Source organism: Micromonospora trifolii, from assembly GCF_050516465.1.
Taxonomy (GTDB): domain Bacteria; phylum Actinomycetota; class Actinomycetes; order Mycobacteriales; family Micromonosporaceae; genus Micromonospora; species Micromonospora trifolii.
In genome coordinates this window covers 1,167,564-1,191,303 of sequence record NZ_CP191526.1, presented here as the reverse complement: position 1 = coordinate 1,191,303, position 23,740 = coordinate 1,167,564, and the positions used below count along the sequence as shown (strand labels likewise).

Annotated in this window: 23 protein-coding genes; 14 read left to right on the top strand and 9 right to left on the bottom strand. The window is 72.3% G+C overall.

What is annotated here, in order from left to right; all coding sequences use genetic code 11:
• The first annotated feature begins 1 nt into the window (after nt 1).
• On the top strand, nt 2-1,003 hold the full coding sequence (locus ACQRWP_RS05440; RefSeq protein ID WP_430501088.1) for an SDR family oxidoreductase: 1,002 nt from the start codon (nt 2-4) through the stop codon (nt 1,001-1,003).
• 149 nt (nt 1,004-1,152) lie between these two features.
• Nucleotides 1,153-1,920 (top strand): polyprenol monophosphomannose synthase, encoded by a 768-nt coding sequence (locus ACQRWP_RS05435; protein WP_430501087.1) that lies wholly within the window; start codon nt 1,153-1,155, stop codon nt 1,918-1,920.
• A 142-nt stretch (nt 1,921-2,062) separates the two neighbouring features.
• On the opposite strand, the gene ACQRWP_RS05430 is transcribed toward ACQRWP_RS05435, so the two are convergent.
• Complete coding sequence (locus ACQRWP_RS05430; protein ID WP_430501086.1) at nt 2,063-3,670, bottom strand: phytoene desaturase family protein; 1,608 nt, start codon at nt 3,668-3,670, stop codon at nt 2,063-2,065.
• Nucleotides 3,671-3,742: 72 nt separating this feature from the next.
• On the opposite strand from ACQRWP_RS05430, the gene ACQRWP_RS05425 reads away from it, so the two are divergent.
• Entirely contained in the window at nt 3,743-5,176 is a 1,434-nt protein-coding gene (locus tag ACQRWP_RS05425) for an aldehyde dehydrogenase family protein (protein WP_430501085.1), read from the top strand.
• A 69-nt stretch (nt 5,177-5,245) separates the two neighbouring features.
• On the opposite strand, the gene ACQRWP_RS05420 is transcribed toward ACQRWP_RS05425, so the two are convergent.
• Nucleotides 5,246-5,647: a ChaB family protein gene (locus ACQRWP_RS05420; RefSeq protein WP_210785235.1), complete on the bottom strand. Its 402-nt coding sequence runs from the start codon at nt 5,645-5,647 to the stop codon at nt 5,246-5,248.
• A gap of 176 nt (nt 5,648-5,823) precedes the next feature.
• Here ACQRWP_RS05420 and ACQRWP_RS05415 point away from each other — a divergent pair, with 176 nt between their 5' ends.
• The 4 genes from ACQRWP_RS05415 to ACQRWP_RS05400 all read left to right on the top strand — a co-directional run bounded on the left by ACQRWP_RS05415 (nt 5,824) and on the right by ACQRWP_RS05400 (nt 8,188).
• Nucleotides 5,824-6,810, top strand: coding sequence for a YihY/virulence factor BrkB family protein (locus ACQRWP_RS05415; protein WP_430501084.1), 987 nt, complete (start codon nt 5,824-5,826; stop codon nt 6,808-6,810).
• Between the two features lie 90 nt (nt 6,811-6,900).
• Nucleotides 6,901-7,317, top strand: a complete 417-nt coding sequence (locus tag ACQRWP_RS05410) for a DUF2795 domain-containing protein (protein ID WP_088947320.1) — start codon at nt 6,901-6,903, stop codon at nt 7,315-7,317.
• Between the two features lie 52 nt (nt 7,318-7,369).
• Complete coding sequence (locus ACQRWP_RS05405) at nt 7,370-7,831, top strand: SRPBCC family protein (protein WP_430501083.1); 462 nt, start codon at nt 7,370-7,372, stop codon at nt 7,829-7,831.
• 96 nt (nt 7,832-7,927) lie between these two features.
• Nucleotides 7,928-8,188, top strand: coding sequence for a hypothetical protein (locus tag ACQRWP_RS05400; protein ID WP_430501082.1), 261 nt, complete (start codon nt 7,928-7,930; stop codon nt 8,186-8,188).
• Here ACQRWP_RS05400 and ACQRWP_RS05395 read toward each other — a convergent pair.
• Nucleotides 8,146-9,453: an MFS transporter gene (locus ACQRWP_RS05395; RefSeq protein WP_430501081.1), complete on the bottom strand. Its 1,308-nt coding sequence runs from the start codon at nt 9,451-9,453 to the stop codon at nt 8,146-8,148. The two genes, ACQRWP_RS05400 and ACQRWP_RS05395, sit on opposite strands and share 43 nt — an antisense overlap.
• Before the next feature lie 156 nt (nt 9,454-9,609).
• On the opposite strand from ACQRWP_RS05395, the gene ACQRWP_RS05390 reads away from it, so the two are divergent.
• Nucleotides 9,610-9,819 (top strand): hypothetical protein, encoded by a 210-nt coding sequence (locus ACQRWP_RS05390; RefSeq protein ID WP_196922173.1) that lies wholly within the window; start codon nt 9,610-9,612, stop codon nt 9,817-9,819.
• Here ACQRWP_RS05390 and ACQRWP_RS05385 read toward each other — a convergent pair.
• A complete protein-coding gene (locus ACQRWP_RS05385) occupies nt 9,816-10,265 on the bottom strand; it encodes a hypothetical protein (protein WP_430501080.1) in 450 nt (149 codons plus the stop codon). The genes ACQRWP_RS05390 and ACQRWP_RS05385 overlap by 4 nt on opposite strands.
• A gap of 162 nt (nt 10,266-10,427) precedes the next feature.
• Between ACQRWP_RS05385 and ACQRWP_RS05380 the strand changes: the two genes are divergently transcribed.
• The gene (locus ACQRWP_RS05380) at nt 10,428-10,781 is read left to right on the top strand and encodes a DUF6401 family natural product biosynthesis protein (RefSeq protein WP_430501079.1); all 354 of its coding nucleotides are present in this window, start codon (nt 10,428-10,430) and stop codon (nt 10,779-10,781) included.
• Between the two features lie 67 nt (nt 10,782-10,848).
• Here the strand turns inward: ACQRWP_RS05380 and ACQRWP_RS05375 are convergent, their stop codons facing one another.
• Nucleotides 10,849-11,658 (bottom strand): mechanosensitive ion channel family protein, encoded by an 810-nt coding sequence (locus ACQRWP_RS05375; protein WP_430501078.1) that lies wholly within the window; start codon nt 11,656-11,658, stop codon nt 10,849-10,851.
• 198 nt (nt 11,659-11,856) lie between these two features.
• Here ACQRWP_RS05375 and ACQRWP_RS05370 point away from each other — a divergent pair, with 198 nt between their 5' ends.
• The 3 genes from ACQRWP_RS05370 to ACQRWP_RS05360 all read left to right on the top strand — a co-directional run bounded on the left by ACQRWP_RS05370 (nt 11,857) and on the right by ACQRWP_RS05360 (nt 16,097).
• Nucleotides 11,857-13,992, top strand: coding sequence for a SpoIIE family protein phosphatase (locus tag ACQRWP_RS05370; protein ID WP_430501077.1), 2,136 nt, complete (start codon nt 11,857-11,859; stop codon nt 13,990-13,992).
• Nucleotides 13,993-14,017: 25 nt separating this feature from the next.
• Nucleotides 14,018-14,695, top strand: a complete 678-nt coding sequence (locus tag ACQRWP_RS05365; protein WP_430501076.1) for an HAD family hydrolase — start codon at nt 14,018-14,020, stop codon at nt 14,693-14,695.
• Nucleotides 14,696-14,801: 106 nt separating this feature from the next.
• Nucleotides 14,802-16,097, top strand: a complete 1,296-nt coding sequence (locus tag ACQRWP_RS05360) for a cation:proton antiporter (RefSeq protein ID WP_430501075.1) — start codon at nt 14,802-14,804, stop codon at nt 16,095-16,097.
• A 41-nt stretch (nt 16,098-16,138) separates the two neighbouring features.
• On the opposite strand, the gene ACQRWP_RS05355 is transcribed toward ACQRWP_RS05360, so the two are convergent.
• A complete protein-coding gene (locus ACQRWP_RS05355; protein ID WP_430503132.1) occupies nt 16,139-17,077 on the bottom strand; it encodes an NAD(P)/FAD-dependent oxidoreductase in 939 nt (312 codons plus the stop codon).
• Between the two features lie 107 nt (nt 17,078-17,184).
• On the opposite strand from ACQRWP_RS05355, the gene ACQRWP_RS05350 reads away from it, so the two are divergent.
• Nucleotides 17,185-17,403, top strand: a complete 219-nt coding sequence (locus ACQRWP_RS05350; protein WP_357840949.1) for a DUF3072 domain-containing protein — start codon at nt 17,185-17,187, stop codon at nt 17,401-17,403.
• Between the two features lie 111 nt (nt 17,404-17,514).
• Here the strand turns inward: ACQRWP_RS05350 and ACQRWP_RS05345 are convergent, their stop codons facing one another.
• The 3 genes from ACQRWP_RS05345 to ACQRWP_RS05335 form a co-directional block, all read right to left on the bottom strand.
• The gene (locus ACQRWP_RS05345) at nt 17,515-18,015 is read right to left on the bottom strand and encodes a metallophosphoesterase family protein (protein ID WP_430501074.1); all 501 of its coding nucleotides are present in this window, start codon (nt 18,013-18,015) and stop codon (nt 17,515-17,517) included.
• Nucleotides 18,016-18,145: 130 nt separating this feature from the next.
• The gene (locus tag ACQRWP_RS05340) at nt 18,146-21,022 is read right to left on the bottom strand and encodes a ricin-type beta-trefoil lectin domain protein (protein ID WP_430501073.1); all 2,877 of its coding nucleotides are present in this window, start codon (nt 21,020-21,022) and stop codon (nt 18,146-18,148) included.
• Between the two features lie 152 nt (nt 21,023-21,174).
• Nucleotides 21,175-23,004 (bottom strand): glycoside hydrolase family 15 protein, encoded by a 1,830-nt coding sequence (locus ACQRWP_RS05335; protein ID WP_430501072.1) that lies wholly within the window; start codon nt 23,002-23,004, stop codon nt 21,175-21,177.
• 111 nt (nt 23,005-23,115) lie between these two features.
• On the opposite strand from ACQRWP_RS05335, the gene ACQRWP_RS05330 reads away from it, so the two are divergent.
• Nucleotides 23,116-23,703, top strand: a complete 588-nt coding sequence (locus ACQRWP_RS05330; RefSeq protein ID WP_430501071.1) for a general stress protein — start codon at nt 23,116-23,118, stop codon at nt 23,701-23,703.
• Nucleotides 23,704-23,740: the final 37 nt, after the last annotated feature.

Sequence of the window (23,740 nt, the reverse complement as noted above, 5' to 3'; positions counted from 1 at the left end):
TGTGACCCGGACCGTCGTGGTGACCGGCGCGAGCGCCGGCGTCGGCCGGGCCGTCGCCCACGCGTACGCGGCGCGCGGCGCGCGGCTGGCGCTGCTGGCTCGGGGCGAGGCGGGTCTGGTCGCCGCCGAACGGGAGTGCCGGCTGCGCGGCGCGACCGACGTCCGGGTGTACCAGGTCGACGTGGCCGACGCGGGCGCGGTGCAGCAGGCCGCCGACGACGTGGTGCACCGCTGGGGCGGCATCGACGTGTGGATCAACAATGCGATGGCGTCGGTGTTCGCGCCGGCCTGGGAGATTCCGGCGCGCGAGTTCCGTCGGGTCACCGAGGTCACCTACCTGGGCACGGTGCACGGCACCCTCGCCGCGCTGCGGCACATGCGGGCGCACGGGCGGGGCACGATCGTGCAGGTGGGCTCGGCGTTGGCCTACCGGGGGATTCCGCTCCAGTCGGCGTACTGCGCCAGCAAGCACGCCGTCCAGGGGTTCAACGACTCGCTGCGCGCCGAACTGCTGCACGACTGCCCGGGGGTGAAGTTGTCAATGGTGCAGCTGCCCGCGATCAACACGCCGCAGTTCTCCTGGGTCCGCACCCGGCTGCCCCGCCACCCGCAGCCGGTGCCACCGATCTTCACTCCGGAGCTGGCCGCCCGGGCCATCGTCTGGGCCGCCGACCGTGGCACCAGGGAGCTGAACGTGGGTGGACCGACCTGGCAGGCCCGGGTGGGCGACGCCCTGTTCCCCGGCCTGCTGGACCGGAAGCTGGCCCGCGACGGCTACGACAGCCAGCAGACCGGTGAGAAGATCGATCCGGCGAGCTGGCGGGACAATCTGGATCACCCCGGCGACGCGGACACGGACCGGGGCGCCGCGGGTGTGTTCCGCGAACGGGCGCGTGACCGTTCCGCGGCGCTCTGGGTCGGCACGCACAAACCGGCGCTCTCCGGTGTCGCGCTCGCCGTCGCGGCGCTCGTCCTCAGCGCTGCCGCTCGCCGCCGCCGCTGACCAGAGCAAGCCTCTGACCAGGGCTTCGACGCCCGCGCGCGGTGGGCGGCGAGGGTCCGCAACGCCCGGGAGGGGTGCCTCCCTCGGACCGAATGCGGGAACTAGATACCCTTTCCATGACCCTTGTCCGCAAACCGAGGATGACCGACATGATCAAGCCGGTGCAGTTGCCGTCGCCGTGGCGGGACGCACGCGTGACCGTCGTCGTGCCCACGTACAACGAGGCGGGCAACCTCCCGGCGCTGGTCGAGCGGCTGCTCGCGCTGCCGCTGCCGGGGCTGCGCATCCTCGTCGCCGACGACAACTCCCCCGACGGCACCGGGGAGGTGGCCGACAAGCTGGCCATCGAGCACCCCGACCGGATCGAGGTCGTGCACCGCGCCGGCAAGGAGGGCCTCGGCCGCGCGTACGTGGACGGGATGACCCGGGCGATCGAGGGCGGCGCCGAGTACGTGGCGCAGATGGACGCCGACCTCTCGCACCCGCCCGAGGCGCTGCCGGGGATGCTCGGCGCGCTGCTCTCCACCCAGGCCAGCGTGGTGATCGGTTCCCGGTACGTGCCCGGCGGCGAGCTGGACGAGAACTGGCCGCTCTACCGCCGGGCGCTCAGTGGCTGGGCCAACCTCTACGTGCACACGCTGCTGCGGGTACGCATCCGGGACCTCACCGCCGGCTTCAAGATCTGGCAGGCCGAGGCCCTGCGCGACATCGACCTGGAGCGGGTGCAGTCCAACGGCTACAGCTTCCAGGTGGAGATGCACTACCTCGCCACCAAGCTGGGGCACACCATCCTGGAGGTGCCGATCCGCTTCGAGGAGCGGCGCGACGGCATCTCCAAGATGACCACCGCGACCAAGGTGGAGAGCGCGCTCATGCCCTTCCGCCTCCGCAGCAAACACCGCAACATCACCCGCTAACCCACCCACCCCTTCCCACCCCACCCGGCCCCACCCCGCGTTGATCATGGGTTTAGCGGGCTTGTTGATCTCCAATCGCCCCGCCAACCCCATGATCAACGCGGACGGCGGAGGCAGGGGTGGGGGCAGGGCCGGGGGCGGGTTAGGTGGGGTAGATGGCTCGGTGGGCGGTGGAGATGGCTGCGGCGTAGGCGCGGCCGGTGAGCGCGCGGTCGCGGGCCAGCGCCGCGCGGGCCGCGTTCGCGCCGGGTGCACCGTGCACACCGCCGCCGGGGTGCGCCGACGCGCTGGCCAGGAAGAGCCGGTCCACCGGGGTGTCCGCCCGGCCCAGGCCAGGGATCGGGCGCAGGAAGAGCTGCTGGTACGCGGCGGCGGTCCCGCCGCCGAGCGTGCCACCGACCAGGCTCGGGTTGCCCTTCTCCAGCTCGGCCGGCCCGGCCACGTGTCGGCCCACGATCAGGCGCCGGAAACCCGGTGCCGCCGCCTCCAGCACGTCCTCCATCCGCTGCACGTGCCCGGCGACCTCCTCGGCCCGCCAGTTTCGCCGGAACGGCAGATGGGTGTACGACCAGAGCGACTCGGTGCCCGGCGGGGAGTGGCTCGGGTCCGCCACCGACATCTGCCCGACCAGCAGGAACGGGTCGCGGGGCAGCTCGCCGCGGGCCAACTCGCTGGCGTAGTGGGTGAGCCCGTTCAGGTCCGCGCCGAGGTGCACGGTGCCGGCGCCGGCCAGTTGCCGGTTCGTCCAGGGCACCGGCGCGGAGAGCGCCCAGTCCACCTTCAGCGTGGAGCCGTCCCACCGGAAGTGCGCCAGGTCCTCCACCAGGCGCGACGGCAGTGCCGCCGCGCCGACCAGGTCGAGGTAGAGCGCTGGTGCCGGCACGTCGGCGAGCACGGCCCGTCGGGCCCGCCACAGCGCCCCGCCGACGGTCCGGACCCCCATCGCCCGACCCCGGGCGGTGAGCACCCGGTCGGCCTGGGCACCATAGATGATCGTCCCGCCGCGCCCCTGTAGCCGATCCACCAGCGCGTTGGTGATCTGCTGCGCGCCGCCGTCGGGCACCGGCCAGCCGACCTGCTGGCCAAGCATGGCCAGCAGCCAGCCGTACACCCCGGAGCCGGCCTCCTCCGGGGAGAGGTCGGTGTGCAGGGCGCAGCCGGCCAGCAGGGCCGGCCCGCCGGGGCCGTCGAAGAGTTCGTCGCCCAGTTTGCGGACCGGTACGACGAGCCGGCGCGCGAGTCGCAGCGCGCCGGCGACGCGCAACCGGCGTAGGAGGCCCAGCCCGCCGCGTACCGGCGGGAACGGCGAGGTGATCGCCTCCAGCATCGGCTCGGCCACGTCGAGCCAGTCGGTGTACGCGTTGAGCCAACGCTTACCGTCCCCGGGGGCGAACTGCTCCAGCGACGCGGCCGTGACGTCCGGGTCCCGGTTGATCACGGCGGCCCGACCGTCCGGCAGCAGGTGCGCCAGCACGTCCGGCGAGTGCCGCCAGGACAGTCCGTGTCGACCCAGGTCGAGGCCACCCAGCACCGGTGAGGCGTACCCGAGGGGATAGAACGAGCTGTAGAGGTCGCTGAGGTAGCCGGGCGCGGTGACCTCGGCGGAGCGGACCGCGCCGCCGGGCACCGCGGTCGCCTCCAGCACCACCACGTCCCAGCCGGCGTCGGCCAACAGGTTGGCCGCCACCAGGCCGTTGTGCCCGGCGCCGACGATGACGGCGTCCGCGCTCTGCGCGGTGGTGGTTGTCATCGGATCCGCCTACCCGGCGCGCAACCGGGCGAAACGCGTTTGCCTCGTCGAGGCCGGGGCATCCAGCGCCGCATGTACACGGTTGCGCAGCTGGTGGGCGGGGTGTGGGGTGCGGGCGGCGACGGCGGCGAACTGGTCGTGCGTGATCCGGCGGACGACGCGCCGGTGAGCACGGTGCCGGTGGCCACGGCTGACGAGGTGGGCAAGGCGACCCAGGCGGCCCGCAACGCGGCGGCCCAGTGGGCGGCGACCGCGCCGGCGGAACGGGCCGCGGCGCTGCACCGGGCCGCGGACGCGGTGGAGGCGGTCATCGAGGAGTTGGCGGCGGCGGTCACCGCGGAGATGGGCAAGCCGTTGGCGGACGCCCGCGGCGGCGTCGAGGCGGGGATCGGCACCCTGCGACAGTATGCGGAACTGGCGCCCCTGCGCGGCGGGCGCACGCTGAACGGCGAGAACGACGCGCTGGACTTCCTGTCCCCGCAGCCACGCGGGGTGGTCGCGGCGATCACCCCCTGGAACGACCCGGTCGCGGTCTCCTGTGGACTGCTCGGCGCGGCCCTGGTGACCGGCAACGTGGTGCTCTACAAGCCGAGCGAACGGACACCGGCGACGGGTTGGCTGCTGGCCCGGGCACTGGACCAGGCGCTGCCGGCCGGGGTGTTGTCGCTGCTCACCGGCGGCCCGGAGGTGGGTGCGGCGCTGGCGGCGCAGGAGGTCGACGTGGTGGCCCACGTGGGTTCCACAGCGACCGGGCGGGCGATCGCCGCGGCGGCGGCCCGTACCGGCGCGAAGGTGCTCCTGGAGAACGGCGGCAGTGACCCGTTGATCGTGGACGCGGGCGTCGACCCGGAGTGGGCGGCGGAGCAGGCCGCGCTCGGTGCGTTCGCCAACGCCGGGCAGATCTGCGTGGCGGTGGAGCGGCTCTACGTGCACCGGGAGGTGGCGGACGATTTCGTGGCCGCGCTGGCACGACGCGCCGGAGCGCTGCGGGTCGGGCCGGGCCGGGACCCGGGCACCGAGCTGGGTCCGCTGGTCGACCGGCGGCACCGGGACCACGTGCACGGACAGGTGGCGGCAGCGGTGGCGGACGGCGCACTGGTGCGGGTGGGCGGTGAGGTTCCGGACGGGCCGGGGGCGTTCTACCCGGCCACCGTCGTCACCGACTGCCGCCACGACATGCCGCTGGTCCGGGAGGAGACCTTCGGGCCGGTAGCCCCGGTGGTGGTCGTCGACTCGTTCGACGAGGCGCTGCGCTGCGCGGCGGACTCCCCGTACGGGCTGGCCGCCACGGTGTTGACCCCGTCGATGAGTCACGCGCAGCGGGCCTGGCGCGAGCTGCCGGTGGGAACCGTCAAGATCAACGCGGTGTTCGGGGGTGCGCCGGGGGGTGCCGCGCATCCGCGCCGGGCCAGCGGGCAGGGCTTCGGGTACGGCCCGGAGCTGCTGGACGAGTTCAGCGCCACGAAGGCGGTGCACATCGAGGCGCCGGGGGGCGGGCACTGGTGAACGGTGCGGGCGGACGCAGGGGTGGCGCGTCCGCCCGTACCGCGTCTGTTGTGCTGTGGGGCGGCGGCGTCAGTCGCCGCGGGCCTTGCGGGTGGCGCGGTCGTTGGCCTTCTCGATGGCCGTGACCAGCTCCGGTTTGGTCATGCTGGACCGCCCGGGCACGTCGAGTTTGCGGGCCACCGACATCAGGTGGTCCTTGGTGGCGTTGGCGTCCACGCCACCGGCGGTGGGGGCCCGTCGTTCCGGCCCGCCACCGGCGGCCTGCTGGTCGCTGGGGCCCTTGCGGCCCTTCGGCTCCCAGTGGTCGCCCACCTTCTCGAACTGGTGCTTCACGGCGGCGAAGGCGGTGCGGTGCGACCGCTCCCCCTCGCCGTAGGTCTCGACCGCCGAGTCGTGCGTCTTCTCCCAGGTGCGCTGCGCCTTCTCCGGGGAGCGTCGCAGCGTGCTGGGCAGGTCCTCGCGCCCGGGCATCTCGTCCTCCTCCGTGTCGACAGGGTCACTGTGACCGTTCCCCGGTGACGGGGCGGCAAACCCTAGCGGCGTCGGCCGGGGGCGGGGTGGGTTTGTCGATTTCCCCATCCGGGTACCGCCGGGCCAGGCCAGACCGGACGACCGGTCATCCGGCGGCCGGGGCGCAGGGAGCGGGCATGACGACCACGGAGCCCGGTACGACGCTCGACGGCACACCGGGCACCCGGGTGCCCCGACGGATGCGGCAGCTGAGCTGGCGGACCTGGCGTGGGGTGCTGGTCCGCAGCGTGCAGAACTTCGTCAACGACAACTGCTCCGACTGGGCCGCCGCGCTGACCTACTACGGCGTCCTGGCGCTCTTTCCGTCCGCCATCGTGGTGGTGGCCCTGGTCGGTCTGGTCTCCGACGGCGAGCGGACCCTGGACACTGTGGTCGACCTGGCCAAACAGGTGGGCGCCGGGTCGGTGGTGACCGGCGACGACGGCGGCGTGGTCGGCGTGCTCCGGTCCGTGGTGGTCCAGGAACACAACGCGAAGGTGCTGCTGAGCTTCGGTCTGCTCGGCGCTCTGTGGTCGGCGTCGGGGTTCATCGGCGCGTTCACCCGGGCCTCCAACGCCATCTACGGGGTGACCGAGGGTCGGTCGGTGTGGAAGTTGCGGCCGATACAGATCGGCCTGGCCGCGGTGACGCTCGTGCTGCTCGCGGTGGTCGCCCTCGCGCTGATCGTCAGCGGCCCGGTCACCGACGCGGTGGGTGATCTGATCAACGCCGGTGGCCTGGCCCGGACGGTGTGGAGCGTGGCGAAGTGGCCGGTGCTCGCCATGGTCATGATGGTGCTGCTGTCGCTGCTGTTCTGGATCGCGCCGAACGTGCGCCAACCCCGCTTCCGCTGGCTCACCCCCGGCGGCGCGGTGGCCCTGGTCTCCTGGACGGCGGTCTCCTTCGGCTTCGGCTTCTACGTGGCCACCTTCGCCTCGTACAAGACGACCTACGGCAGCCTGGGCGCGGCCATCGCGTTCCTGGTCTGGCTCTACCTGTCCAACTCGGCGCTGATGCTGGGCGTGCAGATCAACTCCGAGGTGCAACGCGGGCGGCAGTTGCAGGCCGGCGACCCGGACCCGGAGGAGCCGGTGCTGCCGCCGCGCAAGCCCGCCGACTCCTGAGCGCCGGTTGTGGCCCGGATGTCCGGCCTCCGGGCCGGTTCGCGACCCGGTGCCGGTTTACCGGGCAGGGTGCCGGGTAGCGCAGAAGGCATGGAGCGTGGCAACAGCAAGCACGGACCGAGGATCGACGAACAGATGAGTCAGGAGGTCAGTGGCCTCGTACAGGGGCCGGGGACCGGTGGCTCTCGGGTCGACGAGTCGCGGGTGCCGGAACCGGCTGGCGAGGACCAGCCGGAGACGACCACCGCCCCGGCCGGCGACCTGCGCACCGGCACCCCACAGGGCATGAGCTCCACGGACGTCGAGCAGCGCAGCCGGCTCGGCCGGTTCATCTCGATGAGCGCGCTGCCGGGCGACCGCCTGGTGCTCATCGCCAGCGCCCGCGAGAACGAGGCGCCGGACGACATCGTGGCGGCGCTGGAACGGCTGCCCGAGGGCACCGTCTACCAGACGGTCTCCGAGGTGTGGGCCGCGCTCGGCAACAAGAACGAGACAACTCGCTGGTGAGAGGGATCGCCCCCGATCCGACAATCCACCAGCGGCTGAAGGAGGTTCCCCGATGAGTGGCGTTACCGAACATGTGGACGTTTCCGTACCCGTACGCACCGCGTACGACCAGTGGACGCAGTTCGCGGAGTTCCCCGAGTTCATGGAGGGTGTGCAGGAGGTCCGGCAGCTCTCCGACACGATGACCCACTGGACGGTGGACATCGCCGGGGTGAAGCGCGAGTTCGACGCGGAGATCACCGAACAGCTCCCCGATGAGCGGGTCGCCTGGCGCTCGACCGACGGCACCCAGCAGGCCGGCGTGGTGACCTTCCACCGACTGGACCAGGACAAGACCCGGGTCACCCTGCAGCTCGAGTTCGAGCCGCACGGTGTGGTCGAGCAGGCCGGCGACAAGCTCGGCATCGTCGACCGGCGGGCCAAGGGCGACCTGGAACGGTTCAAGACCTACATCGAGCGGCGTGGTCAGGAGACCGGCGCCTGGCGCGGACAGGTGGACCGTCCGCAGCCGTGACAGTGAGCAGTGACCTGAGATGGCCGCCGGAATCCCGGCGGCCATCGCCGTGTCCGAGCCCGTTTGCGATCATCGCGCCCGGGTACGGCTGTTGGTATGACCGACGACAACATCAGGGTGTGGCGGGACGAGGAGCGGCTTCCGTTGGAGGAGCTGGAGCGCGCGGTGTCGGGCTCCAGCCTCGACGGAGAGGCCGACGACGTGACGGGTAACGACGCCGGCGAGGAGGCCGCGTTCGGGCACGGGCCGGCCGCGTCGGACCGGGACGGGCAGGCATCAGGCAACAGCCGGGAGGCCACCGACCCGCAGCGCGCCTACCGCCCGTCCACCACCGGCCGGACCGGGCCGGACGTCTGACCCTCGCTCCCGGACTGGGCGGGAATCACCGGTGCGGGGGGCCCGGCGGAGGGGCGACGCGTGCCCCACTCGTAGAGCGCGATCAGCGCCAGCGCGAGCACCAGCAGGGCCGAGCCCAGCACCTCCACCGAGGTGTTGCCGATCAGCACGCCCAGCCCGGCCGGGACGAGCGCCGCGCCGACGCCCGAGGCGCCGATCTGGAGGCCGATGGCGCGGTCCGCGTGCGCCGCGCCGACCCGGTCGGCGGTGGTGAGGGTGAGCAGTGGAAACACCGGCGCGGCGGCGAAACCGACAACGACCAGGCCGAGCACCGCCAGCAAGGCCGGCCCGGGAACGGCGATCAGCGCCGCGCCGACGGCCATTCCGGCCAGGCTGACGCGCAACACCAGCCCCGCCCCCAGGCGCTCGGCCACCAGACCCTGCACGACCCGGCCGACGAAGAGGCTCCCCCAGTACGCGGAGACGCAGCCGCCGGCGAGCGCCGCGCTCAGTCCACGCCCCTCGGTCAGCAGCAGGAACGCCCACAGGCCGGCGGCCACCTCGATGGCCACGTACAGCATGAAGGCGAGCAGCCCCGACCAGACGGCCGGCAACCGCAGCGTGTCCCGGACCGGAACCCCGAGGATCGGTGCGGCGGGTGTGGCCTGGACCGGTGCGCCCGCCTCGGTAGGCGCGCTGGCGCCGGCGCTGGCCGGGACGCCGCGCTGCCAGGCCCGCATGGTGAGCACGAATGCGATGGCGAGGACGAGTTGGGCGGCGGCCACGATGCCGTACCCCCAGCGCCAGGCGAGCCCGGCGCTCAGCACCCCGGTCATGATCAGTGGACCGATGGCCACACCGAGGCCGAAGAACGCGTGCAACCAGTTCATGTGGCGGGGCCCGAAGGCCCCGGCGGCGTACGCGTTGAGCCCGGAGTCGACAGCGCCGGAGCCGAGCCCGAGCACCAGCGCACAGCCCACCAGCACCGCCAGCACGGGGCTCACCGAGTAGCCGGTCAGCGCCAGGCTGGCCAGCACGGTGCTGCCGGCGAGGAGGGCGCCCACGCCGATCCGGGCCAGCGTGAAGCCGGCCAGCACGCTGGAGGTGAGATAGCCGATGGTGCCGGCGGTGAGCACCCACCCGACTGCCTCGGTCGGTACCTCGAAGTCGCCCCGGATCGAGGGCCAGCTGACGCCGAGCAGGCCGTCGGGCAGGCCGAGGCTGACGAACGCGAGGTAGGACAGCAGGAGCAGCAAGGCGCGGGGACGCGCGGGCGCGGTGGACACGAGGCACAATCCTGCCGCAGCGCACCCTAGCGCCGTCGGCACCCGATCGCTCGCGACGCAAGAAGTCGTGTCCGTACGGTCGAGAAAACGGACAGCTCATCCAGAATCGGCCGATCGGAGGACGGCAAGCCGGCCCGTTCGCGTAAGAATTTCGGAATGCATCAAGGCTCCGGAATCCTCTCCACGCGTCAGCGCCGGCTCGCCTGGCTCGGCTTCCTGCTCGCCGCGCTCCAGGCACCCGTGTCCGCCTGGCTCGTCGCCGACGAGTCGTGGCTGTTCAGCCTCTGCGTCGCGCTGATGGTGGCCACCGTGATCATCGCTGACGACGCGGCACGGCGTCGCCCGGCCGACGCGACAAGCGACTAGTCCTCGCCGCCCGGCCGGGCCTCGTGGCCCGGCCGGCCCCGGCTACGGCGGCGTTCCTTCATCTCCGCCTCGTAGAGGTGGCGCCGCCCACCCACCAACTCGTCGCGGGCCTGCTGGTCCAACTCCCGGAACAGCGCGTGGTAGCCGTCGTCGAAGTCCTCGACGATCTGGAACGTCCATCGTCCGGCGATGACGTTGCGGCCGCGCAGCTCCGTGGCGATCCGGTCGGCGAGGTGCGGATGCCCGGCGGCGCGAAACTGCTCCACCGCGTCGTCGAGCATCAGGTCGGCATGGCCGATCAACTGGTGCATCGAGTAGAGGTGTCCCCGGGCCCGCTCCACACACTCCAGCGCCTCGCTGAGCTTGCCGAGCGCTGCGACCGTGGCGTCGCTGACCCCGTCCGGTCGCCGGTGCCGCTCGTCGGGTCCGTCCGCCTGCTGTCCCATCCGTGCCTCCGTGCTGGGTGCCGTCATCCGTGGGTGGTTCTCCTGCTGCCCCGTCTGTGCCGGATCAATCCCCCAGGTCAGCGGCGACCGCCCAGTGGCGCAGCCGACATCCACCGAGCGGACGAGGTCGACCCGGTCACTGGTCGGTTAGCCTCGGTCACCATGCGTGTGCCGTTCAACCGGGTCGCCCCCCGTACCGCCGTCGACTCGGCGCGGTCCACCCTGGCCGCCCTCACCGTCTCCGTGGGCACTGTCGGGCTCGCCGCCGCCGCCGCGCGGCCGGGCCTGCTGGCCCTGGTCGACCAGCACGCGGCGGCCGTCCGGGACAGCCTCGACGGGGACCGCACGCCGCTGACCTCCGCGGCGCTCGCCGGCTACGCCGAGGGGGTGCGCGCCGCCGCCCTGGAGCACGGGTGGACGCCGCCCAACGGGCCGGTGGACTGGAGCCAGCCGGAGTGGCTGCTCACCCGCCTGGTCGCGGTCTGCGCGCTGGCTCGCGCACTCGACCGGCACTGACACGCGAGGGAGGGCACCCCGCGTCGTACGCGGAACACCCTCCCACCCGTCGTGCCGTTCCGCCCCGCTACGAGCGGTACTGCTGGGCTTCGTCCACCCGGGGCATGGCCTGGGTGCGGTCACCCCCGCGGTCGGCCATCTGCCGCTCCACGTCGCTACGCCCGGCCGACGCGGCCTGACGTTGCTGCTGCACCGCCCGAGCCTCCTGGGCAGCCCGGTCCAGCCAGCCGTCCCAGCGCTTCTGCATCGGCTTCACGAGACCACCGCCGACGCCGACGATCAGGATGCCGGCCACCGTGGCGAGCACCGCGATCAGCACCGGAGTCGTCACCGTGGTGGCGATACCCACCTGGTTCAGGGCGGCGATCACACCGAGCGCGATGATGAAGATCGCCGTCAGGTCGGCCAGGACCTTGCCGTACGAGAGCCCTCCCAGCGCCCCGGTGACCAGATCCCGCGCAGCGTTGGCGATCGCGGCCGCCACCACCACGATGACGATCGCGATGAACGCGCGCGGCAGCCAGGCCACCACGCCGCTGATCAGGTCACTGATCGCGTTGGGCCCCCAGACTCCGAAGGCGAACTGCAGCGTGAACAGCAGTACGGCGTAGTACGCCAGTCTGGCCAGAATGTCGCTGGCGTCGTACTTCGTTCTCTCCAGGGCCCGTTTGATGCCACCGCGTTCGACCGCCTGGTCGAAACGCACCCGTTCCAGCACCGTATCCACGATCTTGAGGACGGCTCTGGCGATGAGCCAGCCGACCACGAGGATGACGATGAAGGCCACTGCCTTCGGGATGAAGAGCAGCACCGACCTCCAGGTGTCGGCGATGGCATCGCCGATGTCGGCCTGCCGGACCGCGAGGGTTTTCAGCATGATGTCCCTCCTGTCGCATGGACTGCGCCGGGCGCATACCCGGCAACCGGTCCGGCACTCCGCGCAGCGCGCGGCGTTTTTCCCGGCAGACCTCCGGACAGGGGCCCTGAACTGCCCGAACGGCCACCGCGACGGACTCGGCGACGGCCCGCCGCCGTGGTCGGATGCCTTTTCCGGTCGGCCGACTAGGCTGCGAACATGCCAGGAACGGTCGGGCGGGTCCCCACGCCAGCAACTCCGGGCCCGGACGCACCCACCGGGTCCGGCCCCGCCGTCGGCGTGCTCGCCCACGACTGGGCCAACACCCCGCTGGGCCCAGCCGACGACTGGGACGTCGCCCTCCAGGCCGTGGTGGAGTTGGTCCTCGCCTCGCCGATGCCGATGGCCCTGGCGTACGGCGACGATCTCGTCCTGCTCTACAACGCCGGCTACGCCGAGCTGCTGGGCACCAAGCACCCGAGCGCCCTCGGCCGTCCGGCCGCCGAGGTGTTCGCGGAGATCTGGGCGCTTCCCGGCGTCGGTGCGGTGATCGAGCGCTGCTACCGGCAGGGCGAGCCCTTCCTGGAGAAGGAGTCCACCCTGCCGCTGGTCCGTGGGCACTCCGCGACGGTGGAGCAGGCGGTCTTCACCCGGGGCTACTCACCGGTGCGCGACAGCGCCGGGCAGATCGTCGGCGTGTTGACGGTCGCGGCCGAGACCACCCACGTCACCGAGCAGTTGCAGAGCCTCAGCGAGGTGGCCGCAGCGCTCGCCGGCACCCTCACCCTCGACGACGTGGCCCGGGTGGCGCTGCGGTACGCGATCACCACGTTCGACCCCGACCAGGCCTCGTTCGCGGTCGACGAGGGCGGCGGCGGCTGGCGCATGGTGCGTCGGGTCCGTGGCGAGTTGTTGGACGAGGCCGACGAACGCCTGCCCCCGCTCTGGCGGCGCGCGCCTGCGGACTGGTCGGCCCCGGTGGTGCAGGCGGCCCGCTCCGGCGCCCCCTCGTTCACCCGCGACGGGCAACCGCTGCGGGACACCGCCGTGGACCGCCACGACCAGAAGATCCAGGCGATGGCGGCCCTGCCGCTGGGCACCTCGGTGGTCCGCGGCGGGCTGGCGGTCGGCTATCAGGTCCCGCACACCTGGTCTCCCGCCGAGCGGGCGCTACTGGCCGCCTCGGCAGAGCTGATCGGTCAGGCCGCGGAGCGGGCCCGCCGTTTCGAGACCCAGCACGGCACGGCCCAACTGTTGCAGCGCAGCATGTTGCCGGAGCACCTGCCGGATCTTCCCCGGTTGCGGATCGCGGCCCGCTACGACCCGGGCGTGGACGGCAACGCGGCCGGCGGTGACTTCTACGACGCGTTCCTGCTGCCCAACGGCTCGCTCGGCGTGGTGCTGGGCGACGTCGCCGGGCACGACGTGCAGGCCGCCGCGCGGATGGGGCAGGTCCGGGCCGCGCTGCGCGCCCTGGCCCTGGCCGATCCGACGCCCGCCGCGGTCCTGGGCGGCCTGGACCGGCTGGTGACCAGCCTCGGCGCGGAGGCCGGCACCCACGAGCTGTTCGTCACGGTGGCGTTCGGGGTGATCGACGCGGAGCGGCGGGAGCTGACCCTGTCCAGCGCCGGGCACCCTGCGCCGCTGATCCGCCGCGGCGACCCGGATGGTCGGTTTCACGCCGAGTACGTCGACGTCCCGGCCGGGCCGCCGCTGGGGCTGGGCGGCCGGCCGGGCACCACGACCGTCCCGTTCCGTCCCGGTGACACCCTGCTGCTTTTCAGCGACGGGGTGGTGGAGCGTCGCCGGCAGAGCCTGAGCGCCGGGCTGGCCACCCTGAGCGACGCCATCGCCAAGGCCGGTAGCGGCGATCCCCGCGCGCTCTGCGCGGTGGCCACCGCGGCGGTCCCGGGCGGCACGGAGGACGACGTGGCCGTGCTGGCGGTCGAGCACGCGCTCAAACCGAGTCGTTCGGCGAGCATGGAGGTGCCCGCCGAGCCGACCGCGCCCAGCCGGGTGCGGCACTGGCTGACCGGCCAGCTCACCGAGTGGCAGGTGCCAGAGTCGGTGATCGGGGCGGCGGTGCTCTGCACCAGCGAGCTGACCACCAACGCGTTGCTGCACGCCGGCACGGCCGCCCGGGTGGAGATCGACCTCAGCGCCGAGCGGCTGCTCGTCTCGGTCGCGGATTCCGGCACCCGGGGCACCGTGACCCGGGCCCGTACCGACACGTTGAGCAGTCGCGGGCGCGGCCTCGGCCTGATCGAGGAGCTCAGCGACGCCTGGGGCACCGACCCGTCGGTCCGGGGCTCAACGGTCTGGTTCGAGATCCTCACGCCGGCCGTGCACTCCTGAGCCGCCCGAGGGTAGGAGGACGACCATGGCTATTGACCGGCCCGCCGGGGTCCTCTTCGATGTCGACGGCACCCTGGTCGATACCACCTACCTGCATACGGTGAGCTGGTGGGAGGCGTTACGCCAGACCGATCAGCCGGTGCCGATGGCAGTGGTGCACCGCTCGATCGGGATGGGGTCGGACAAACTCCTGGACCATCTCCTCGGCCCGGAGCGGGACCGCGACGCCGACTCGAAGCTGCGCGACGCGCACGACACCCTCTACGCCGAGTACTGGGAACGACTCACGCCGCTACCCCGGGCGGCCGACCTGTTGCGCTCCTGCGCCGAGCGGGGGTTGCGGGTCGTGCTGGCCACCTCCGCCTCGGAACCCGAGGTGGGCGCGCTTCGTCGGGCGCTGGCCGCCGATGACGTGATCGACACGATCACCTCCTCCGCGGACGCCCAGCAGAGCAAGCCGGCACCGGACATCCTGGTCGCCGCGTTGGAGCAGTCCGGGTTGACCGCCGAGCGGGTGGTCTTCGTCGGCGACTCGGTGTGGGACGTCGTCGCGGCCGGGAAGTTGAACATCCCGTGCGTGGGCCTGACCTGCGGTGGCACCAGCCGCGGTGAGCTCGCCGGCGCGGGTGCCGTGGCGGTGTACGACGACCCGGCCGCGCTGTTGCACGAGTTGGCGGACTCGCCGCTCACCCGCCCCCGGTGAGGATCACTCGGGTCCACCGGCGCGGACGCGCATAGCCGGAGCCCTTGCGGGGCAAGGACGTCACCACCTGCCCGCGCCTCGCGGGTGCGGGCAGAAGGGTGGTGCCGTGGAGCCGGTAGATGTGGCGTTCGCGCTGGTAGGGCTGGGCGCTCTGCTGGCGGGCATCCTGCCGCGAGTGCTGGAGCGGCGCCCGCTGTCGATGCCGATCGCCTTCCTCGCCCTCGGCATGCTGGTGTTCCTGCTGCCGGTTGGCCTGCCGTCGCCGGACCCCCTGGCTCACCCGGAGCTGACCACCCACCTCACCGAGATCGGGGTGATCGTCGCGCTGATGGGTGCCGGGCTGAAGATCGACCGGCCGTTGAGTTTGCGGCGGTGGTCGTCCACCTGGCGGCTGCTGGCGATCGCGATGCCCCTGTGCATCGCGGCGGTGGCGCTGCTCGGCTGGTGGTGGGCGGGGCTGGTGCCGGCCGCCGCACTGTTGTTGGGCGCCGCGCTGGCGCCCACCGATCCGGTGCTCGCCGCCGACGTGCAGGTCGGCGAGCCGACCGACGTGGAGGATTCCGAGGACGAGGTCCGCTTCGCGTTGACCTCCGAGGCCGGCCTCAACGACGGGCTGGCGTTCCCGTTCGTCTACGCCGCCATCGCCATCGCCTCGACCAGCCTCGCCCCGAGCGACTGGTTGGCCGAGTGGTTCACGGTGGACGTGCTCTGGAAGATCAGCATCGGCGTCGGCGGTGGCCTGCTCATCGGCTGGCTGCTCGGCAAGCTGTTCTTCCGCGCGCCCAGCGAGCTGCGGCTGGCCCGGCACGCCGAGGGCTTCCTGGCACTGGCCGCCACGTTCCTGGCGTACGGGCTGGTGGAGGTGGTCGGCGGGTACGGCTTCCTGGCGGTGTTCGTGGCCGCCCGGGCCATTCGGGCCGCCGAGCGGACCCACGAGTTCCACTCGGTGCTGCACGACTTCGCCGAGCAGGTCGAACGGCTGCTCACCCTGGTGCTGTTGCTGCTGCTCGGCGGCGCGATCGTGGGTGGCCTGCTGGGCCCGCTGACCTGGCCGGCGGCCGCCGTCGGGCTGGCGCTGGTGTTCCTGGTGCGGCCGCTGATCGGCTGGCTGTCGTTGCGCGGCGCTCCGGGACGCCCAGCCGAGCACTGGGTCATCTCGTTGTTCGGCATTCGTGGCGTCGGCTCGTTCTACTACCTCGCGTACGCCACCACCAAGGCCGACTTCCCGCAGGCCGAACTGCTCTGGGCGACCGTCGGGCTGGTGGTGCTCGTCTCCGTCGTGGTGCACGGCATCACGGCGACCCCGGTCATGCAGCTGCTGGACCGGGCGGGAGAGCGGACCTCCGACCCGGCCGAGCGGGACGCCGACGCTCGGCCCGTCGCGGCAGCCGGGCACGCCTGAGCGGGCGACTCAGGCCAGGCGGGCACGCCTGAGCAGACGGCTCAGGCCAGGCGGGCGGCCAGCGCACGGCCCAGGTCCCGGCCGGAGCGCCAGGCGCTCTGCACCCGGGGCTTGCCGAACGCGTCGCCGGCCAGGCCGATTCCGTCGGCGTCGAGGTGGTGGGTGGCGCCGCCGGCGTCGCTGGTCGGCTTCGCGTACGTCCAACGGTGCACGTGCACGTCGACGGCCTGCTCGGGCAGCCCGAGCAGGTCTCGGACGGCCTGTTCGATCGCCGGGCCGGCCCCGGTGGGTTGGGCCAGGTGCCCGGCCGCGAACTCCGGCACGGTGTGCGCGACCAGCACCGGCGCGCCGTCCCCGCGCCGGTCGCCGTCGTCGCAGACGAGGTTGAGGACCGGGTGCTCGTTGACGAACGCGCCCCGGAAGTCCGGCCAGTGCCGGGTCGGGAAGCGCAGCACCGCGGCCAGCGACGGTGACCAGCGTTGCTCCTGCACGACCCGGGTGGCGTCGGTCAGGGCCGGGTCGAGCAGCAGGGCGGCCTGCGGGCCCGGCATGGCCAGGGCGACCGCCGCGCACGACTGCCCGTCCACGATCGGGCCGGGCTCCACGGTGAGCACCAGCCGGTCGACGGTCACCGGCACCGCGCCGGCCAGGTGTTCGACCAACGAGCGCAGCCCACGGGGGGCGGCGAAGCGCATCGGTCCGGGGACCTCGTGGTTCCCGCTCCGGTCGTACGCCTGGAAGGTGTCGGTCCACTCGCGGACCAGCCCGGCGGCGCGCCACTGCTCGACCAGTGCGGCGAAGTCCGGGTCGCTGGCGGTGAAGTAGGCGGCGCCGATGTCCGCGGGCCGGCCCAGGAAGCGTTTGCTGGCCATCCGGCCACCGCAGACGTGCCCCCGCTCCCGGACCTGCACCGGCACCCCGGCCCGGGTCAGCTCGACCGCACAGGCCATTCCGGCGATGCCCGCCCCGACCACCACCACGCTCGACCGGTCCTCCGTCATCCGATGATCGTAGGTGGCGGCGGCGTTCGGGCATGAACCATCGGAGATCGGGGTACTGGCACACCTGTTCGAAAGGGAGGGTGATGATGATGACGGACCGCCGCACCGAGCAGGCCGACCAGAACGCCGCGATCAAGGACCCGGACGAGTGGGTCACCGGGGACGAGCCGCCGACCGCCGCCCAGGAGTCCTACCTGAGCACGCTGGCCCGGGAGGCCCACGCCGACCTTCCGGACGACCTGACCAAGGCCGAGGCGTCCAAGCGCATCGACGAACTCCAGGCCAAGACCGGCCGAGGCCAGTAGGACCCGGCCCCCTCCGCGCGATCTTGCACTTTCCGTCGCGACAAAAGGGCGCACAACGCGCAAATCATCGACAGCAAGTGCAAGATCGCGGCTGAGAGGCGGGGCTGGCCGTCAAGGGCGGGGCAGGTTGTGCAGGTGGACCTCGGACAGGGTTGCCGCGTGCACCTCGGCGGTGAGGTAGGTGGCGTGGGGTTGGGAGCGCCGGTCGGTGGGTGAGCCGGGGTTGAGCAGGCGCAGCCCACCGGGCGCCTCGGTGTCCCAGGGGATGTGCGAATGCCCGAACACCAGCAGGTCGACGTCGGGAAAGCGGGCCGCGCACCGCGTCTCCCGACCGGTCCGGGGCCCAGTCTCGTGCACCACCGCGACCCGCAGGCCGTCGAGATCGACCCGGGTCACCTCCGGCAGCCGGGCGCGCAGCGCCGGGCCGTCGTTGTTGCCGTACACACCGATCAGTCGGCGTGACCGCGCGGTCATGGCGTCGAGCAGGGCCTCGTCCACCCAGTCGCCGGCGTGCACCACCACGTCGGCCGCCTCGATGGCCGCCCAGAGGGGCCCGGGTAGGTCCCGGGCCCGCTTCGGTACGTGAGTGTCCGCCGTGAGCACCAGCCGCATACCGGCATTGTGCCCCGAGTCCCGGCCGCCCACCCGGGGGACGTGGGTGGACGGCCGGGCTCCGCCTCCGCCGCCCGGCCCCGTGCGTCATCGACGCTCGGGTACGGGTGCCGAGCCGGTCAGGGGGCGGTCACGGCAGGGTCCAGCGTTGCGCCCCGGTGCCGTTGCAGGTCCAGATCCGCAGTTGCCGACCGTCGGTGAGATCCGAGTTGGGGATGTCCAGGCAACGCCCGGACTGGGGGTTGCGCAGGCTGCCGTCCGACTGGGCGGCCCACTGCTGGGCCCCGCTGCCGTTGCAGTCGTAGAGCTGCACGAGGGTGCCGTCGGTGGTGCCGCTCGCCTTCACATCCAGGCACTTGGCGAGCCCCCGCACCGTGCCGTCGCCGGGTAGGGTCCAGCGCTGCGCGGCGGTGCCGTTGCAGGTCCAGGTCTGCACCTTGGTGCCGTTCGCGGTCTGGCTGGAGGCGATGTCCGCGCACTTGCCGAGGGCCTTGACCTCACCGGCACGCGCCCCGCCGGTGCCGACGCCCGGGCCGGTGAAGGTGTAGCTGTCCACGTCCAGCAACGCCCCGCTGCCGCCGGTGACGACCAGGTACAGGTCGTGGGTGCCGTCGTCGGGCTTGGTCACCGTGGCGCTGAGCTCGGTGTAGTTGTCCCAGCCGCCGGTGTTCGGCACCGCGATCCGGGCGACCTCGGTGCCGGTCGGTGAGTCGTACCGAAAGGAGAGGGTGCCGCCGGGGCCGCCGGAGGAGACCCGGGCCCGGACGCCGGTGATCCCCTTGAGGCTCACCGCGTGGTGCCGGACGCTCTCGCCGTTCTGGACGTCACCCAGCCGCTTGCCGCCCTCGGCCGCCGCCTGGTCGATCACCTTGGGTCCGTTGAGCTGGACGAAGTGTTCGGCCTGCCACTGTTTCGGGTAGAGGCTGATCTCCTGCTCACCGGTGAGTGCGGCCGAGCCGGTCGCGCCGCGATCGGTGTAGCTGCCGCGCAGGACGAAGAAGAGCACCGAGTCGGGGCCGGCGTGCACCGGGCCGGTGTTGAAGGTGGCGCCGCAGCCGGTCCCCTCCCCCTCCTCGTGGGCGTGCTCCTGGTGGCCCAGCGCGGCCCGGACGACCACCGCCGAGCAGGCCGGCGTGCCGTCCTGCGGGTCACTGGCCGAGGCGCCCACCGCCAGGTCCTGCCCCCAGTCGAAGAGCCCGCCGGCGGGCAGGCCGGTCAACGTGACCGTCGGCCGGTTGTTGCCGACCACCACCGACACCACAGTGGTGGCGCTGCGGCCGGTGCCGTCGTTGACGGTGAGCCGGGCGCTGTAGCTGCCGTTGGCGGAGTACGTGAAGGACGGGTTCGCGGCGGTCGAGTCGGTGCTGCCGTTGTTGGTGAAGTCCCAGGCGTACGTCAGTGGGTCGCCGTCCGGGTCCGAGCTGCCGGCGCTGGAGAAGGTCACCGAGAGGGGGGCCAGGCCGCTGTCCCGGTTGACGGTGGCCTTGGCCACCGGCGACCGGCCACCCTGGACATAGTTGATTTTGTAGAGACCGGCATCGACCGCGCCGGAGAAGTAGCCGCTGCCGTACTCCAGCAGGTAGAGCGAACCGTCCGGGCCGAACTGCCAGTCGATGGGGTGGACGAGTTTCATGCCGGCGAGCACCGGCTCGATGACGGTCGGCGCCCCGGTGGACGGGTTGCCGTTGTCGAACTGGACCTCCTTGATCCAGTTGCGGCAGTACTCAGAGATCAGCCACTTGTTGTCGTAGTAGGCCGGCCACTTCACGTCCGAAACGAGGTTCGGGTCGTAGTGGTAGACCTCGACGTGGTTGGGCGACCCGCATCCGCCCGGGTTGTCCAGCGCCGGCCAGTCCTCACTGCCACCGTGCTGCTCCCACACCAGCGCCGGTTTCGTCGGCGGAAGCTGCTGGACGCCGGTGTTGCGGGGTGAGTTGTTGACCGGGCCGGTCGAGCCGCCGCAGGGGAACCAGCCGCGCGGGCTGGCGGTGGCGAAGTCCCAGTCGTTGTAGGCGACGTTGGGGCCGCCGCAGTACGGCCAGCCGTAGTTGCCGGGCCCGTTGGCCCGGTTGAACTCGTCGTAGGCCGCCGGGCCACGGTTGGCGAGGTCGGTGCCGGCATCCGGGCCGACCTCGCCCCAGTAGAGGGTGTTGTTGGCCTTGCGGTCCACCCAGATCCGGTACGGGTTGCGCACGCCCATCACGTAGATCTCCGGGCGCGTTCGCGCGGTGCCGGCGGCGAAGAGGTTGCCGGCGGGGACGGTGTAGCTGCCGTCGTTCTCCGGGTGGATCCGGTTGATCTTGCCGCGCAGGTCGTTGGTGTTGCCGGAGGTGCGCTGGGCGTCGTACTGCGCGTTGCGGTTCGTCCGCTCGTCGATCGGGGCCATCCCGGCGGAGTCGCCGCCGGAGTTGGTGTTGTCGCCCACGGCGAAGTACAGGTTGCCGGCGGTGTCCCAGCTCATCGAGCCGGCCGAGTGGCAGCAGAGATCGCGTTCGGTGGGCCACTCGATCAGCACGTCCTCGCTGCCCGGGTCGAGCAGCAGGCTGGACGGGTTGAAGGTGAACCGACTGATCCGGTTGACCAGTGGGGTGACCTTCGGCGAGTAGAAGAGATAGACCCAGCGGTTGCTCGCGAAGCTCGGGTGCAGGGTGATGCCGATCAGGCCGTCCTCGAACCGCGCGTCCAGCGCCAGGGTCAGGGCCACCGTGGTGGATCTGGTCGCCGGGTTGTAGAGGCGGACCTGGCCACCGGCGGCGCTGGTGCCCCGGTTGATGTAGAAGACCTTGCCGTCGGGGGCGACGGCCAGTTCGATCGGTTCGCCCATGGATAGGCCGCCGTCGAGGGCGACCTTCTCGAAACCGACGGTGGCGGGCGGGGCGAGGGCGGCGGCCTGGGCCGGGGACGCGGCGGCCGGCAGAACGCTTGCCTGCGGGACGAGGCAGAGGGTGACCAGGACGGTGAGCAGGGTGGTGGCGCTGACGAGACGTCGGCGCGGTGTGCGGGACACGAGACCTCCAGCTGTCCGGGGGATCTCGGTGCCGCTCCCGCCGACTGGAGGAGCACCGCAGGGTGTCCCGGACATTAACGTCTTTCACTGGAAAGCGATAGAAATTCGCGTCGTCAGATAGAAAGTTGTCACGTTTCGCGCGAAAGTCCGGCTCAGGGGCGCACCGGAGAGAAGTACGCCGGGGGCATCCCGCACTGACGCAGCGTCGGGTCCCGCTCGACGTCGGTCAGCACACCGGCGGCGTTGATCAGTCCGATGTGGGAGAACGCCTGAGGAAAGTTGCCCAGCTGCTCCCCGGTCAGCGGGTCGATCTGCTCGGCGAACAGGCCGAGGTCGTTGACCCGCTCCGCCAGCCCCCGGAACAACTCGTGCGCCCGGTCCCGCTCACCGGCCAGCGCCAGACAACACACCAGCCAGAACGAGCAGATGAGAAATCCGGCCGGGTCGCCGTCCCAGCGCCGCAGCAGGCCGTCGTGGGAGAGCCGCTGCTCCACCGCGCGGATCGTCGAGCGCATCCGCGGGTCGTCGGCCCGCACGAAGCCGACCAGCGGCATCACCAGCACCGAGGCGTCCAGGTCGTCGGATTCGAAACTCCCGGTGTACGACTGAAGCCGCTCGCTCCAGCCCCGCTCGAGCACCTCCGCGCGCACCGCGTCGCGGGCGGCCGCCCAGCGGGCCACGTCCTGCGGCTCGCCGAGCTTGTCACCGAAGCGGACCGCCCGATCCAGGGCGACCCAGCACTGCACCTTCGAGGACACGTGGTGGTGCTGGGTGCCGCGTTCCTCCCACATCCCCGCGTCGGGCAACGCCCAGTCCCGCTCGGCCTGGTCGGCGAGCACCCGGAGCACGTGCCGCACCTCCGGGCCCAGCGGCTCCAGCTTGTCGCGCATCAACCAGGCGGCGTCGAGCGCCTCGCCGAAGATGTCGGTCTGCCGCTGCTGCCACGCGTCGTTGCCGATCACCACCGGCGGGCTGTCGCGGTAGCCGCCGAGCTGTTCCAGGCGGTGCTCGGTGAGGTCCCGCTCCCCCAGCACCCCGTACATGATGGGCACCGGCTTGTCGTCGATACGGCCCATCGCCCGGCCCAACCAGGCGAACTGCCGTTGCACCTCGTCCAGGCACGCCGTCCGCCACAGCGCCCGCAGGGTCAGGCTGAAGTCGCGCACCCAGACGTAGCGGTAGTCGTAGTTGCGGTCCCCGCCGAGCTTCTCCGGCAGCGAGGTGGTCACCGAGGCCACCACCGCTCCGCTGGGCCGGTACGTCATGCCCTGCACCACCAGCCGGCTGCGCCGCACCTGCTCGGGGTAGAGCCCGTCGTAGGGGTGATCGGCCGACCAGGAGCGCCAGCCGGCGGCGGTGTCGGCGATGGTCTGGTCGGCGTCCGGCACCTCGGGCAGCGGGGCGTCGTAGGTCGGGGCGTACCCGAGGGTGAAGTTGTGTTTCGTGCCGGCGCGGGCGGTGAACGTCCCGGTGGCCTCGCCGTCCCCGGCGGTCAACCGCTCGCTACCGCGCAGGGTGAGTCGGGCCGCCCCGGCGATTGCCTCCAGCATGTCCTCCCGCTCGATCAGGTACGCGACGGTGCGGCCGTACTCGAAGCGCGGCCGGTAGTGCAACCGCATCGGTACCGAACCGGACAGCCCCTCCACCGAACGGACCAGCACCTGCGGCGAGTGCAGGCCGATGTCGTGACTGCGTGAGCCGGGCTCGAAGGCGAGCGCGTCGGTCAGCGCGACCTCACCCTGGGCGGTGCGGAAGACCGTCCGCAGCACCAGGGTGTCCTCGAGGTAGGAGCGTTCGACCCGGTAGTCGCCCTCGGGCTGGATCGACCAGTGCCCGGCGTTGTCGTCGAGCAGCCGCCCGAACACCGACGGGGCGTCGAACCGGCCCGGGCACCACCAGTTCACCGAGCCCGAGGCGTCCACCAGCGCCGCGCTGCGGCCGTCGGCGAGGAACCCGTAGTCGCTGATCTGTCCGCTCTCCACCTGACTGCCTACCCGGGCAGTCCGCGCCCATGCCCCTCCTGCCCGACGGTGGAGACCGCGTTACCGGTCGGCCTGGACGGGAACCCGGCGAGCTGACGAGGGAGGATGCTCATGACGTCAGCTTCGGGGCCGACCGCCGCCTGGCGGTCCGGCACACAGGGTGGCGACCTGCTTCCATCCGGACCGGCCGGCCGCCTGTCGACACCGGCCGGGGACGGCCACGGGCCGGAGTCCGGCCCGCCGACCGTGACGATCGGCTCGTACCCGGACTATCCGACCGCGCAGCGGGTCGTCGACTACCTGGCCGACAACCGCTTCCCGGTGGAGCACAGCGCCATCGTCGGCACCAACCTCACCCTGGTGGAGACGGTGCTCGGGCGAATGACCACCGGTCGAGCCGGCCTGCTCGGCGCCGGCACCGGCGCCTGGTTCGGGCTCTTCATCGGCCTGTTGTTCGGCATCTTCACCGTCGGCAACTGGCTGGCGGTGATCCTGGTCGGGCTGGTCATCGGTGCGATCTGGGGTGCCGTTTTCGGCGCGGTCGCGCACGCCATGACGGGCGGCCAGCGCGACTTCACCTCGGCCAGCTCACTGCGCGCCGGTCAGTACGCGGTGACGGTCGACGCGCAGCTCGCCGACCAGGCGCGACAGCTACTTGGTCGGATGCAGATGTCCAGCTCGGCGGCGAACGCCCGCTGAGCGACGATCGACCGGCCGTCCCGGCAGCACGCTGGGG